This window comes from Serratia sp. KH_031 (assembly GCF_057839655.1).
On sequence record NZ_CM174496.1, the window covers coordinates 700,666 to 714,585 of the forward strand.

Below are 13,920 nucleotides of genomic sequence, written 5' to 3' on the forward strand. Positions count from 1 at the left end.
ACACAATTTCGTATAGGGCGCTGATTATAGACTAATCAGGAAAAATTGCTCGTCTTTAATCTGAGAAACATTCTTTTAGCAGAATCATCAACATAGTCAGAAGTGGCGGTAAAGGGGGGCAATTATGCTAAACTGACGGCCGCACGTGAATGATGGGAAATGTAATGCGAGTACTGGGTATAGAAACTTCCTGCGATGAAACCGGAATTGCAGTGTATGACGATCAAACCGGTTTATTAGCCAACCAGTTATACAGCCAAGTGAAACTGCATGCCGATTACGGTGGCGTGGTGCCGGAACTGGCTTCCCGCGATCACGTGCGCAAAACCGTGCCGCTGATTCAGGCGGCATTAAAAGAAGCAGGCCTGACCGCTGCCGATATCGACGGCGTAGCCTATACGGCGGGGCCGGGATTGGTCGGGGCGCTGTTGGTGGGCGCAACCATTGGTCGCGCGCTGGCGTTTGCCTGGAATGTCCCCGCAGTGCCGGTACATCATATGGAAGGCCATTTGTTAGCGCCGATGCTGGAAGATAATCCGCCGGACTTCCCCTTCGTCGCGCTGCTGGTTTCTGGCGGGCATACCCAACTGATCAGCGTTACCGGTATTGGTGAATATCAATTGTTAGGCGAGTCAATCGATGACGCCGCAGGTGAAGCTTTTGATAAAACAGCTAAATTGCTGGGGTTGGATTATCCCGGTGGCCCAATGTTGTCGAAAATGGCGCAGCAAGGCACCGAAGGGCGTTTTGTTTTCCCTCGCCCGATGACTGATCGTCCGGGGCTGGATTTCAGTTTCTCCGGTTTAAAAACTTTCGCGGCTAATACGATTCGTTCTAACGGCACCGACGATCAAACTCGTGCCGACATTGCTCGCGCTTTCGAAGATGCGGTCGTAGACACGCTGGCGATCAAGTGCAAACGTGCATTAGAACAAACCGGTTTCAAACGCCTAGTGATGGCGGGGGGCGTCAGCGCTAACCGTACATTGCGCACGAAACTGGCGGCAATGATGCACAAACGTGGTGGTGAAGTGTTCTATGCTCGCCCTGAATTCTGCACTGATAACGGTGCGATGATCGCTTATGCCGGGCTAGTTCGGTTGAAAAGCGGTGCGAATCCAGAGCTGAGCGTGTCGGTGCGCCCACGTTGGCCGTTGGCTGAGCTGCCTGCGGTTTAAAACGATAAAGGCCGGAAATCCGGCCTTCTGTTATTCTTTCTTATCTTCTTTTTCCGTTGTTTCTTCTGCTTTTTTCTTACGGAATTTACCCCAAATCTTTCCTTCTTGACCACGCCATAGACGTTGAATATTGTCGTGGTGGCGCAACAAAATCAGGCAAGAGAGCATCGCGACCGGGAAGGTGAACTGGGGTTTGAACCACCAAACATAAAACGGGGCGATCAGCGCACTGACAATCGCACCTAATGAAGAATAGCCGCTGAGTAACACGGTCAACAACCAAGTACCGGTCATCAACCCGGTCAGATCCCAGCCGATCGGCGCAATGGCACCAAACGCGGTCGCCACGCCTTTACCGCCACGGAAGTGGAAGAATACCGGGTAGATATGCCCTAAACAGGCGGCAATGGCGGTTAACCCGAGGTACAACGGCGGCACGTTCAGCTTGTATGCCAACCAAACTGGTAACATCCCTTTTAGTACGTCAAACACCAGCACCGTTGCCGCTGCTAGCCGTCCGCCGATACGTAAAACGTTAGTCGCCCCAGGGTTTCCTGAGCCATTTTCACGCGGATCGGGCAGCCTAGCGATCCGGCAAACTAGGATCGCACTGGAGATTGAGCCACACAGATACGCGAAGATAATCATGCCAAGCGCGGTAGCACTCATAACGCGGTTCCGTTTAATAATGGTCGTTTTACTCGCAACATATAGGGATAATACGCACATTCCGTTGTAAGTGGTATCCCCTTAATCTTCCAAATACTAAGGGGATTAGCCGATTTTGTGCATTTTTGACCAGTTCAAAAACAGAGAGTGATGTGATGGATATCGTATTTATTGAAGAGCTTAGCGTAATCACCACCATTGGCGTTTATGATTGGGAACAGACCATTAAGCAGAAATTGGTGTTCGATATCGAAATGGGGTGGGACAATCGTAAGTCTGCTGCCAGCGATGATGTAAAGGACTGCCTGAGCTACGCCGATGTTAGCGATGCCATCATCCAATACGTGGAATCACAGCGCTTTGCATTGGTCGAGCGGGTGGCGGAAGAGATTTCCGAAATGTTACTCCAACGCTTTAATTCCCCTTGGGTACGTATTAAGGTCAGCAAGCCCGGCGCAGTGGCACAGGCGAGCCGAGTTGGTGTGATTATCGAACGTGGAACGCGTTAATTGTCATGAATATGCAACTAACGGCCACTAGTCTGGTCTGAAATTTTAGCGGCAATATATTGAATACTGCCGCTTTTTTGTATTTTGAATTTATGGGGTAGGCGCTCACATGGCGGACATGCATTCACTGTTTGTGGCATTTGTTCTTGGGGTAGTTGAAGGGGTAACCGAATTCTTACCGGTTTCATCGACGGGTCATATGATTATTGTCGGTGAGTGGCTGGGCTTTACCGGTGATAAGGCCAAAACTTTCGAGGTTATCATCCAGTTAGGATCGATCCTGGCGGTCGTGGTGATGTTCTGGCGTCGTTTGTTTGGTTTGATTGGTATTCACTTCGGCAATAAACCGGTTGAACACGAAGGTAAAACGGCAGGGCAGCTGAAATTAGGGCACATCCTGTTGGCGATGATCCCGGCGGTGGTATTGGGCTTAGTGTTCCATGACTTCATTAAATCGTTGTTTGCACCAAAAAACGTCATGTATGCGTTGGTAGTCGGCGGTTTCCTGTTGCTGGCGGCAGAATGGTTTAAGCCGAAAAAACCAAGCGCGGAAGGGCTGGATGATATTACCTACCGTCAGGCGTTTATGATTGGTTGTTTCCAATGTTTGGCGCTGTGGCCGGGGTTTTCTCGCTCAGGGTCGACCATTGCGGGGGGGATGTTGGTTGGTGTAAACCGTTACGCGGCGTCTGAGTTCTCTTTCATTTTGGCCGTGCCGATGATGATTGGAGCCAGTGGTCTGGATCTGTACAAGAGCTGGCATTTCCTGACGTTGGGCGATTTGCCGATGTTTGCGGTTGGTTTTTTCACTGCTTTCGTCGTGGCGCTGATTGCGATTAAAACCTTCCTGTCGCTGATCAAACGTATTTCGTTCGTTCCTTTCGCGATTTACCGTTTTATCGTTGCTGCAGTGGTTTACATGGTCTTCATGTAATCAATAGTAGAGCGGTGCCGAGGTTTGGCACCGCTTAATCTTATACTGCCATGATTGCTTGCGTCTTTTTCCATTCAGCCAACGCACGTTGGCGACGACGTTGCATTTCATCGCGAATGGCTAAACCTTGTAGTCCTTCAGCGACCACTTCTTTTACCGAAACCGCATTGGCGACCTGATAAGCGGCGCGCAGGTAATCACCCTGTGGATACGGATTATTTTCAAAACCGGTACGGCCACGAGCGTCGGCCTCGCTGGTGAGGATCATCTGTTCCAATCGTTGCGGTTTACGCCAAACATCAATGGCATCAAACAATTTCAGAATGGTTTCAGGTCGCAGTTTGTTCACTGTGTGGATGAGATCGTGATATTCGGCGACCAGTTTCGCTAAATCACGTACTGGATTCGGCGCTCGCAGCCGTTGGCACAATGCCTCAACTAAACGGATCCCCGCCGGGCCATGACCATGATGATGCGGCCAAAACTCTTTAGGTGTTAACCCTTTGCCAAGATCATGGCAAAGCGCGGAGAAACGCACATCGATATCAGGGCTCAACTGCGCGGCGACGGCCAGCGTCATTAATGTGTGAATGCCGGTGTCGATTTCCGGGTGCCATTTCTCTGGCGCGGGTACGCCGAATAATGCGTCTATTTCCGGGAATAACACTGGCAAGGCGTCGCAATCACGCAGAACTTGGAAGTAAATCTGCGGGCTTTGGCTTTGCAGCGCTTTCTCGGTTTCTTTCCACACCCGCTCAGCGGTCAAAGCCGATAGCTCACCGCTATGGGCCATTTGGCGCATCAGTTGCTGGGTTTCTGGCGCGATAGTAAAACCTAAGTGTGCGAAGCGAGCGGCAAAGCGTGCAACGCGCAGCACGCGTAGCGGGTCTTCACCAAAGGCATCGGAGACATGACGCAAAATTCGAGCATGTAAATCGGCCACGCCATGGTAGGGATCGACCAGTTCGCCATCGGTCGTTTGCGCGATCGCGTTGATAGTTAGATCGCGGCGCAGCAGATCTTCTTCGAGCGTCACGTCTGGCGCGGCATAGCAAGTAAAACCGGTATAGCCTTGGCCGGACTTACGCTCGGTGCGTGCTAATGCATATTCCTCATGCGTTTGTGGATTGAGAAATACCGGAAAATCTTTGCCGACCTGCTGATATCCCTGCTCCAGGAGTTCTGCCGGTGTGGCACCCACCACCACCCAGTCACGATCGAATACCGGGATGTTAAGTAGGTTGTCGCGGACAGCACCGCCGACCAGGTAAATCTTCACAGTGATACTCCGAATGCAGGTAAGAATTTACTCATCAGCATACATTAAAAAGGCGCCCGCAGGCGCCCAGTCACACTCTGGCTGATACTAAGATCAGTTCATCCAGCGATTATTGTTCTTACGACGAGGGATCAGATGCGGTAGCACCAGACCTAGAATCAAGCCGATCCCCGCAACGCCACCGCCATACATGAACCATTGCAGAATGATGGTGCGCTGTTTGTCGTCGAGTTGCAGATTAACCGCGCTGACTTTCTTCTGCGCGACCACCAACTGGTTTTTCAGATCTTGATTTTCCTGCTGCAAACCGTTGATGGTGCCGTCGCTGGCGGCCACTTTCTGTTGCATTTCTGCAGTGCGTTGGTTCCAGCTATTGTCGATGTTTGCCAGCTTATCGGTCAGAGTTTTGACCTGTTGCTCCAGCTCTGGCACTCGAGTGCGCAGGCTTGGCGTTTGGCTCAGTTGATCCAGTGGGAGCCAAACGGTACGGCCCTTGGCATCGCGGATCTGACCGTAATTGGTACCGTCGTTAACGCTCAGCAGCTCAACTTCGTCACCAGCATTGACGGTGCCAACGATACGGTATTGGTTGCCCGGGCCACTATGGACATAAGTATTCAGTTCATCGGAGATATAACGTTTATCTTCGGCATGTGCGCCCCAAGTAATGCTAAGGCTTAGCACGGCGAGGCAAATCAGGCGTAATTTCTGCATGAGTTAATCGTTTCTGTGTGAATTTATGGAACGATAGTAGAGGCTTCAGTGTGACGACGCAACGCTAAAACCGGAATGAGAACTATCCTACTGTGCGTGATCCTGTGAGTTGTGCAACATTTTATGGGCAAAGCGCTTTTTTCTACAGTTAGCAGGGTTAAGCCGCAATAAATCGCGGTAAGATAACGGCAACTGTATATTTACGACCTGTGCACTGTGCCACTGTCGAACCGCAACTTATTGGTATAAAAGAGCTATGACCGTTGAAATCGAACTGAAATTTATTGCCACACCGGAAGCGGTTGCTGCGCTACCGAGCCAATTAGCGGCTTGGCCAAGCCAGCATTCTGCCCCGCAGAAACTAACCAATATTTACTTTGAAACCGCCGATAATTTCCTGCGTAGCCATGATATGGGGCTGCGTATCCGTGGTTTTGATGACAGCTTCGAAATGACGATTAAAACCGGTGGTAGCGTGGTAGCGGGGCTGCATCAGCGCCCAGAATACAATGTAGACATCGATAAACCAGAGCTGGCTTTGGCGCAGTTCCCGGCAGAAATTTGGCCGCAAGGCACCGATATCGACGCGTTGCAAAAAGCGCTACAACCGTTGTTTCGCACTGATTTTGTTCGTGAGAAGTGGGTAGTCACTTACGCGGGAAGCGAGATTGAGATTGGTGTGGATCAAGGTGAGGTCCGTGCTGGCGATCTGAGTGAAGCGCTGTGTGAAATCGAATTAGAGTTGAAAAGCGGTAACACGACCGATCTTCTGGCATTGGCTGGTGAATTGGCGGCTCAGGGCGGTTTGCGTCAGGGCAGTTTGAGTAAAGCGGCGCGGGGTTATCATTTGGCTCAGGGCAATGTGGAGCGTGAGCGTCGTTTATTGTCGGTGTTAAAAGTTGCCCCGAAAGCCAGCGTGGAGCAAGGCATGGTCGCCAGCTTTGAATTGGCGCTAAACCATTGGCAGTATCATGAAGAACTGTGGTTGCGTGGCGATGCTAAGGCGCGTCACGGCGTGATGGAAGCCATCGCTCTGATTCGCCAAGCGTTGGTGATTTTCGGCGGTTTAGTCCCACGTAAAGCCAGTGCCGATCTGCGCGCACGCTTGACAGCATTGGAACCGTTGTTGGAAGACAAAACTACGGAGCCACAGGTGCTGTGCTATAGCGTGGAGTATCTACAATGTAAGTTGGCACTTACATCATGGTTGGTGACGGGGGCGTGGCGTGGATTTGTTGATGCCAAATCACAGACCAAGCTGGATGGTTCTTTCAAACGTTTCAGTGACATCATGTTGGCGCGCAGCGCCGCTGAATTAAAAGAAGCCTTCAACCGCACGTTGAACAGCGATGAATATCAAGAACAGTTACCTCGCCTGACGCGCCAGGTTTCGGCCTTTATTCTGCTTTCTGGCGCCTATCCAGATAGTGAAACCCTGCCTTACATCGAGAGCTGGCGTGAGTTGCAGTCGGCGTTGGCGGAGCGTCGCCAAGGTTGGTATGAAGCCAGCCGTAAACAGGCCTTATCCCAGGCACCATTCTGGTTAAACGGCCAAAGGCCGTAGCACAGGTAATCTATCATGTTGCCACTTTCAACTGCGTTACAGGCTCAAGCACAGAATATTGTGCAGCGTTTTCAGGAAGTTCATGGCGATGAGAGGGTTCTCAGCGCACAGGAACAGGCTGTTTTGGCCTCGAGTGATTTTGTCAGTGACATGTTGCTTGGTCATCTCGAGTGGTTGACGACGATACGTGAACAGCCACCAGTGGCTGATGAGTGGCAGCACTACGCCGCCTGGTTGCAGGAAGAGTTGGAAGAGGTGCATGACGAAGCAGCGCTTATGCGTGAACTGCGTTTGTTCCGCCGTGAAACGTTGGTGCGTATTGCTTGGGCGCAAGCGCTGGAACTGTGTACCGTCGAACAGACGTTGCAACAGTTGAGTGGCTTGGCGGAAACGCTGATCGTCAGTGCGCGCGATTGGTTGTATCAAACCTGTTGTCGCGAATGGGGGACGCCGTGCAATGCCGCTGGCGTGCCGCAACCGCTGCTGATCCTCGGAATGGGGAAACTGGGCGGCGGTGAGCTGAACTTCTCCTCAGATATCGATCTTATTTTTGCCTACCCGGAAAACGGCCAAACTCAAGGTGGACGCCGTGAGTTGGACAATGCCCAGTTCTTTACCCGCTTGGGGCAGCGCCTGATCAAAGCGTTAGATCAACAAACCATCGATGGCTTTGTCTATCGCGTGGATATGCGCTTGCGTCCGTTTGGCGACAGCGGCCCGTTGGTGATGAGCTTTGCCGCGTTGGAAGATTACTACCAAGAGCAAGGGCGCGATTGGGAGCGCTACGCGATGGTAAAAGCACGGCTGATGGGCGGCTCTGACGATCCGTATAGCCAAGAACTGCGTAAAACGCTGCGCCCGTTTGTTTTCCGTCGTTACATCGATTTTAGCGTTATTCAGTCGCTACGGAATATGAAGGGCATGATTGCCCGCGAAGTGCGTCGACGTGGCCTGAAAGACAATATCAAACTGGGTGCTGGTGGTATTCGTGAAATTGAATTTATCACTCAGGTATTCCAGCTGATTCGTGGTGGGCGCGAGCCAAGCTTACAAGGGCGTTCGTTACTCCCGACGTTACAAGCGGTCGGCGAGTTGGGGTTGCTACCTCAACCCGATGTTGAAGTACTTAGCGATAGCTATCTGTTCTTGCGTCGATTGGAAAACCTGCTGCAAGCGATTGGTGATCAACAAACCCAAACCTTACCGCAAGATGCGTTAGATCAGGCGCGTTTGGCTTGGGGCATGGGCTTGAATGATTGGTCTGCGTTGCTTGAGGTATTAGAAAACCATATGCAGGCCGTTAGAGGTGTATTTGACGACTTGATTGGCGACGATAGCCCTGATGTTGGCGAAGATCCAAACTATCAGCATTATCACAGTCTGTGGCAGGATGCGTTAGAAGAAGGGGAGCTAGCGCCGCTGGTTCCGCATTTGGACGAAGACGGTCGTCGCCAAATATTGCGTTCCATCGCCGAATTCCGCCAAGACGTAGATAAACGTACCATTGGGCCGCGTGGTCGCGAAGTGCTAGACCAACTGATGCCCCGCTTATTAGCCGAAGTTTGTCCGCGCAACGATGCACCGACGGCATTGCTACGTTTGACCCATCTGTTATTAGGCATCGTCACCCGCACGACCTATCTTGAACTGTTGGTGGAGTTCAACGCCGCGCTCAGTCATCTGATCCGCTTGTGTGCCGCTTCGCCGATGGTTGCCAACCAACTGGCACGCTACCCATTGTTATTAGATGAGTTGCTCGATCCGGCCACCTTGTATCAGCCAGTGGCACCGGATGCTTATAGCAGCGAGTTGCGCCAATATCGCTTGCGTGTGCCGGAAGACGATGAAGAGCAACAACTGGAAGCTTTGCGCCAATTCAAACAAGCTCAACAGTTACGCATCGCCGCCGCCGATATCGCGGGGGCGCTACCGGTCATGAAAGTGAGCGATCACTTAACTTATTTGGCGGAAGCGATTATTGATGCCGTCGTACAGCAAGCCTGGAACGATATGGTGAAGCGTTACGGTCAACCGACGCACATACAAGATCGCGAAGGGCGCGGTTTTGCGGTGATTGGCTACGGCAAGTTGGGCGGTTGGGAGCTGGGCTACAGTTCCGATCTCGATCTGGTTTTCCTGCATGATTGTCCGCCGGAAGTGATGACCGATGGCGAGCGCTGCATTGATGGCCGCCAGTTCTACCTACGTTTAGTACAGCGGGTGATCCATCTGTTCAGCACGCGTACCTTGTCTGGCATTTTGTATGAAGTCGATGCTCGTTTGCGTCCTTCCGGTGCCGCCGGGATGCTGGTCAGTAGCGTGGAAGCCTTTGCCGATTACCAGCAAAACGAAGCTTGGACCTGGGAACATCAGGCTTTGGTACGGGGGCGTATCGTGTATGGCGATCCGGCATTGCATCAGCAGTTTGATGCCATTCGCCACGATATTTTGTGCAAACCGCGGGACGCGGAAAAGTTGCAACAAGAAGTCCGTGAAATGCGTGAGAAAATGCGTAGCCATCTCGGCAGCAAACAGCGTGACCAGTTTGATATTAAAGCGGATGAAGGCGGCATCACCGATATCGAATTTATCGCCCAATATTTGGTCTTAGGCTATGCCGCTAACGAGGCGCGTTTAACGCGTTGGTCGGATAATGTGCGTATCTTCGAGTTGATGGCAAATTACGACATCATGCCGGAAGACGAAGCGCGAGCATTGACCCAGGCTTACGTCACGATGCGAGATGAAATCCACCATTTAGCGTTGCAAGAACACTCCAGCAAAGTGAGCAGCGATTCGTTCAGCGCTGAGCGTGAGCAAGTCCGTGCTAGCTGGGCTAAATGGTTAGGCTGAATGCGAGCGGATATTTTTCTGTGATAATATCCGCGCAATTAAATTTATGTTTGGAGTTATCGGATGAAAGTAACACTGCCTGATTTTCGCCGCGCCGGTGTTTTGGTTGTGGGTGACGTCATGTTGGATCGCTACTGGTATGGGCCGACCAGCCGTATTTCACCGGAAGCCCCGGTGCCGGTGGTCAAGGTAGATACCATTGAGGAGCGTCCGGGCGGTGCGGCTAACGTCGCGATGAACATTGCTTCATTAGGCGCTAATTCACGCTTGGTGGGTTTGACTGGCATTGATGATGCAGCACGCGCACTGACCGCCAAATTGAACGAAGTTAAAGTACGCTGCGACTTCGTTTCGGTGTCGACTCACCCGACCATCACCAAACTGCGTGTGCTGTCGCGCAACCAGCAGTTAATTCGTCTGGATTTCGAAGAAGGCTTCTCCAACGTCGACCCACAGCCGATGATGGAGCGTATTCAACAAGCGTTGCCGCAGATTGGGGCGTTGGTGCTGTCCGATTATGCCAAAGGCGCATTGGACAAAGTGCAAGGCATGATCCAACTGGCGCGTGCCGCCAAAGTGCCCGTACTCATCGATCCTAAAGGTACCGATTTTGAACGCTACCGTGGCGCAACTTTGCTGACGCCTAATCTGTCGGAATTCGAAGCGGTGGTTGGGCATTGCAAAGACGAAGGCGAATTGGTTGAACGTGGTATGAAGCTGGTGGCGGATTTCGAACTTTCCGCTCTACTGGTGACGCGTTCCGAACATGGTATGACGCTGTTGCAACTGAATCACCCGCCGTTGCATTTGCCAACGTTGGCGCAGGAAGTGTTCGACGTAACGGGTGCTGGTGATACGGTGATCGGCGTATTGGCGGCAGCTCTGGCAGCCGGTAATACTTTGGAAGAATCCTGCTTCTTGGCAAACGCGGCGGCGGGTGTAGTTGTCGGCAAACTGGGGACTTCAACCGTTTCGCCAATCGAGCTGGAAAACGCCATTCGTGGTCGTGCTGAAACCGGCTTTGGCGTGATGACCGAAGCGCAGTTGAAAAAAGTGGTAGCACAGGCGCGTCAGCGTGGCGAAAAAGTGGTGATGACCAACGGCATTTTCGACATTCTGCACGCCGGGCACGTCTCCTATTTGGCGAATGCTCGCAAGCTGGGCGATCGCTTGATTGTGGCGGTTAACAGCGACGATTCCACCAAACGTCTGAAAGGCGAAACTCGCCCGGTCAACGCATTGGAAAACCGCATGATCGTGTTGGGTGCGCTGGAGGCGGTGGATTGGGTGGTGCCGTTTACTGAAGATACGCCACAACGCCTGATCGCCGATATCCTGCCGGATCTGCTGGTAAAAGGCGGTGACTATAAGCCTGAAGATATCGCCGGTAGTAAAGAGGTTTGGGCTAACGGTGGTGAAGTGAAAGTGCTGAACTTTGAAGATGGTCTATCAACGACGGGCATTATCAAAGCCATTAAAGATGGACGTGGTTAACATCAACTAAAACGATAACCGGTGGCTCAGTGAGTGGATTGAAGCAAGATTTGGGTTTGGCGCAGGGCGTTGGACTGTTATCGACTTCATTGCTGGGCACCGGGGTTTTTGCTGTCCCAGCATTGGCGGCGCAACTGGCTCAAGGCGATAGTCTGTGGGCATGGCCGCTACTGATTATCTTGGTGTTTCCCATCGCCATTGCATTCGCTGCGTTAGGCCGTCACTTCCCTAGTGCTGGCGGCGCGGCGCACTTTGTCGGCATGGCCTTTGGGCCACGCATGGCAAAAGCCACCGCCTGGTTATTCCTTTCTGTTATTCCCGTCGGGTTGCCTGCCGCTTTACAGATTGCCTCTGGTTTTTGGCAGGCAGCTTTCGGTTGGAGTGCCAATGGTCTGCTGTTAGTACAGATTGCCACGCTGGTGGTGATTTGGCTGTTAGGCACGCGTAGCGCCGGTTCCAGCGCTAATATTCAAACGTTGATTGCTATTTTAGTGATCGCTTTAGTCGCGGCGATCTGGTGGCAAGGCGGTATTACGCCTGCTCACATTCCTTGGCCTGCGATCAATGAAATCTCTCCGCTCAATCTCTCCCATGCATTAGCCGTGATGTTCTGGTGTTTTGTCGGTTTGGAAGCTTTCGCCCATCTGGCGACTGAGTTCCGTAACCCGGAGCGCGATTTCCCTCGGGCATTGTTGATTGGCCTGTTGGTGGCGGGGTTGGTGTATTGGGGTTGTACTGTCGCGGTGTTGCATTTCCACGCCTATGGCGAACATCAGGCTGCTGCGGCTTCATTGCCCGGCATCGTGGTGCAACTGTTCGGTCAACACGCATTGTGGATTGCTTGCGTGATTGGCTATCTGGCCTGTTTTGCTAGCGTGAATATTTATACTCAGAGTTTTGCCCGTTTGGTGTGGTCGCAGGCGCAGGAAAAACCGGACAGTTCATTAGCGAAGCTCTCCCAAGGGCAGGTGCCGGTCAATGCGTTAAGCGCCGTGGTGGGCTGTTGTCTGCTGTTCACTTTGGCGATTTATACACTGCATTTATCGTTGGATACCTTGCTGGTGTACGCCAATGGCATTTTCGTATTGATCTACCTGTTGTGTATGTTGGCGGGGTGTCGGATCTTGTCAGGGCGTTCGCGCTGGATGGCGATCGTAGGGTCGTTACTGAGTGTATTGTTGTTGGTGATCATCGGCTGGAAAAGCCTGTATGCGCTGGGGATGCTGGTGCTGATAGGGTTGGTATTGCCGCGTGGTACGGCCAAACAACAATAAAGGGTACGGAAGGCTCCGAACCCTAAATAGTCATTACTCGTCGGCTGATTTTGGCGCGCTAGTCAGCTTGCTTTCCAGCTCAGTCAAGCGCTGTTCCAGCAGAGCCAGTTTCTCGCGGGTACGCAGTAAGACTTGAGTCTGCACATCGAACTCTTCGCGATTCACCAGATCCAAACGGGTCAGCTGCGCTTGCAGCACCTGGCGGATTTTCTTCTCAACGTCTTCCCCGAATTCACGAACACCTTTAGGCATGGATTCATGGACTTGGCGTGCGATTTGTTCAATTTTTTTCGGGTCAATCATGGCGTTTCCCTTTCTGATATTTGGTGGCTGGTTGCTAGTGTAATGCCTGTTGGCGATGGGATAAAGCGGCAACCGCTTTCATCAGGTTCATCAAGGTTGCACGTTTTGGCAATTGCCCTGATTAATCATAAGCGTTATAGTCATACCGCTTATTCTCAGGGCGGGGTGCAAGTCCCCACCGGCGGTAAATCACCTTCACGGTGAAAGCCCGCGAGCGCTCAGTCTATCGTTTACGGCAGATTAGAGGTCAGCAGATCCGGTGTAATTCCGGGGCCGACGGTTATAGTCCGGATGGGAGAGAGTAACGGCACCTACCGGGTTTATGCCCGCTGGCGTTATTTTTTGGCTATTCCATAGCTACTCCTCAAGATCGCCCTGGTTCTGGTAATCCATAATTTTAATGAGGTTTTTTACCATGAATCAGACGCTACTTTCAGATTTCGGCACGCCGGTACAACGCGTTGAACGCGCGTTAGAAGCATTGCGCAATGGGCGCGGTGTGATGGTGCTTGATGATGAAAACCGTGAAAACGAAGGTGATATGATCTTCGCCGCAGAAACCATGACCGTGGAGCAGATGGCACTAACGATTCGCCACGGTAGCGGTATTGTTTGTCTGTGTATCACCGAAGACCGCCGTCAGCAGCTCGATCTGCCGATGATGGTGACCAACAACTCCAGTCAGTTCCAAACAGCCTTTACCGTGACTATCGAAGCGGCGCAGGGCGTGACCACCGGGGTTTCCGCTTCGGATCGTATTACCACTATCCGTGCTGCAACCGCTGATAATGCCAAGCCAAGCGATCTCAATCGGCCGGGGCATGTGTTCCCACTACGTGCGCAGCCAGGTGGTGTATTGAAACGTCGCGGTCATACCGAAGCGACGATCGATCTGGTATCAATGGCAGGTTTCAAACCGTCTGGTGTTTTGTGCGAACTGACCAACGACGATGGCAGCATGGCTCATGCGCCAGAAGTGATTGTGTTCGCTAACCAACACAATATGCCAGTAGTGACCATCGACGATTTGGTGGCTTACCGTCAGGCGCAAGGGCAGCAAGCTAGCTGATTCACATAGAAAATGGAAAAAGCCGAAAAATTTGGGATTTAGTTCAAACTATGCGGCTTTTTTGTATGAGATATACCCTA

At 52.0% G+C, this 13,920-nt stretch carries 12 protein-coding genes and 1 riboswitch; of the genes, 8 read left to right on the forward strand and 4 right to left on the reverse strand.

Annotated features, from left to right (window positions below):
- Positions 1-164 precede the first annotated feature (164 nt).
- Positions 165-1,178 (forward strand): tRNA (adenosine(37)-N6)-threonylcarbamoyltransferase complex transferase subunit TsaD, encoded by a 1,014-nt coding sequence (gene tsaD, locus AC3ISQ_RS03095; RefSeq protein ID WP_489350514.1) that lies wholly within the window; start codon positions 165-167, stop codon positions 1,176-1,178.
- A gap of 30 nt (positions 1,179-1,208) precedes the next feature.
- On the opposite strand, the gene plsY is transcribed toward tsaD, so the two are convergent.
- Positions 1,209-1,847 (reverse strand): glycerol-3-phosphate 1-O-acyltransferase PlsY, encoded by a 639-nt coding sequence (gene plsY / locus AC3ISQ_RS03100; protein ID WP_489350515.1) that lies wholly within the window; start codon positions 1,845-1,847, stop codon positions 1,209-1,211.
- 155 nt (positions 1,848-2,002) lie between these two features.
- Here plsY and folB point away from each other — a divergent pair, with 155 nt between their 5' ends.
- Together folB and bacA are read left to right on the forward strand one after the other, a co-directional pair.
- Positions 2,003-2,356 (forward strand): bifunctional dihydroneopterin aldolase/7,8-dihydroneopterin epimerase, encoded by a 354-nt coding sequence (folB, locus tag AC3ISQ_RS03105; protein WP_489350516.1) that lies wholly within the window; start codon positions 2,003-2,005, stop codon positions 2,354-2,356.
- Between the two features lie 109 nt (positions 2,357-2,465).
- Positions 2,466-3,290, forward strand: coding sequence for an undecaprenyl-diphosphate phosphatase (gene bacA, locus AC3ISQ_RS03110; protein ID WP_489350517.1), 825 nt, complete (start codon positions 2,466-2,468; stop codon positions 3,288-3,290).
- 40 nt (positions 3,291-3,330) lie between these two features.
- Here the strand turns inward: bacA and AC3ISQ_RS03115 are convergent, their stop codons facing one another.
- Both AC3ISQ_RS03115 and AC3ISQ_RS03120 read right to left on the reverse strand, forming a co-directional pair.
- The gene (locus AC3ISQ_RS03115; protein ID WP_489350518.1) at positions 3,331-4,569 is read right to left on the reverse strand and encodes a multifunctional CCA addition/repair protein; all 1,239 of its coding nucleotides are present in this window, start codon (positions 4,567-4,569) and stop codon (positions 3,331-3,333) included.
- A 93-nt stretch (positions 4,570-4,662) separates the two neighbouring features.
- Complete coding sequence (locus AC3ISQ_RS03120; protein WP_489350519.1) at positions 4,663-5,283, reverse strand: TIGR04211 family SH3 domain-containing protein; 621 nt, start codon at positions 5,281-5,283, stop codon at positions 4,663-4,665.
- 256 nt (positions 5,284-5,539) lie between these two features.
- Between AC3ISQ_RS03120 and AC3ISQ_RS03125 the strand changes: the two genes are divergently transcribed.
- The 4 genes from AC3ISQ_RS03125 to yjeH all read left to right on the forward strand — a co-directional run bounded on the left by AC3ISQ_RS03125 (position 5,540) and on the right by yjeH (position 12,468).
- Positions 5,540-6,847: a CYTH domain-containing protein gene (locus AC3ISQ_RS03125; RefSeq protein WP_489350520.1), complete on the forward strand. Its 1,308-nt coding sequence runs from the start codon at positions 5,540-5,542 to the stop codon at positions 6,845-6,847.
- A 15-nt stretch (positions 6,848-6,862) separates the two neighbouring features.
- Entirely contained in the window at positions 6,863-9,700 is a 2,838-nt protein-coding gene (glnE, locus tag AC3ISQ_RS03130; protein ID WP_489350521.1) for a bifunctional [glutamate--ammonia ligase]-adenylyl-L-tyrosine phosphorylase/[glutamate--ammonia-ligase] adenylyltransferase, read from the forward strand.
- Positions 9,701-9,763: 63 nt separating this feature from the next.
- Positions 9,764-11,194 carry a bifunctional D-glycero-beta-D-manno-heptose-7-phosphate kinase/D-glycero-beta-D-manno-heptose 1-phosphate adenylyltransferase HldE gene (hldE, locus tag AC3ISQ_RS03135; protein WP_489350522.1) on the forward strand — a complete coding sequence of 477 codons (1,431 nt, stop codon included), beginning with the start codon at positions 9,764-9,766 and terminating at the stop codon, positions 11,192-11,194.
- A gap of 29 nt (positions 11,195-11,223) precedes the next feature.
- Positions 11,224-12,468: an L-methionine/branched-chain amino acid transporter gene (gene yjeH, locus AC3ISQ_RS03140; protein WP_489350523.1), complete on the forward strand. Its 1,245-nt coding sequence runs from the start codon at positions 11,224-11,226 to the stop codon at positions 12,466-12,468.
- Between the two features lie 33 nt (positions 12,469-12,501).
- Here the strand turns inward: yjeH and ubiK are convergent, their stop codons facing one another.
- A complete protein-coding gene (ubiK, locus tag AC3ISQ_RS03145; protein ID WP_489350524.1) occupies positions 12,502-12,771 on the reverse strand; it encodes a ubiquinone biosynthesis accessory factor UbiK in 270 nt (89 codons plus the stop codon).
- A 147-nt stretch (positions 12,772-12,918) separates the two neighbouring features.
- Positions 12,919-13,078, forward strand: a riboswitch (FMN riboswitch).
- A gap of 108 nt (positions 13,079-13,186) precedes the next feature.
- Between ubiK and ribB the strand changes: the two genes are divergently transcribed.
- Complete coding sequence (gene ribB, locus AC3ISQ_RS03150) at positions 13,187-13,840, forward strand: 3,4-dihydroxy-2-butanone-4-phosphate synthase (RefSeq protein ID WP_489350525.1); 654 nt, start codon at positions 13,187-13,189, stop codon at positions 13,838-13,840.
- The last annotated feature ends 80 nt before the right edge of the window (positions 13,841-13,920 follow it).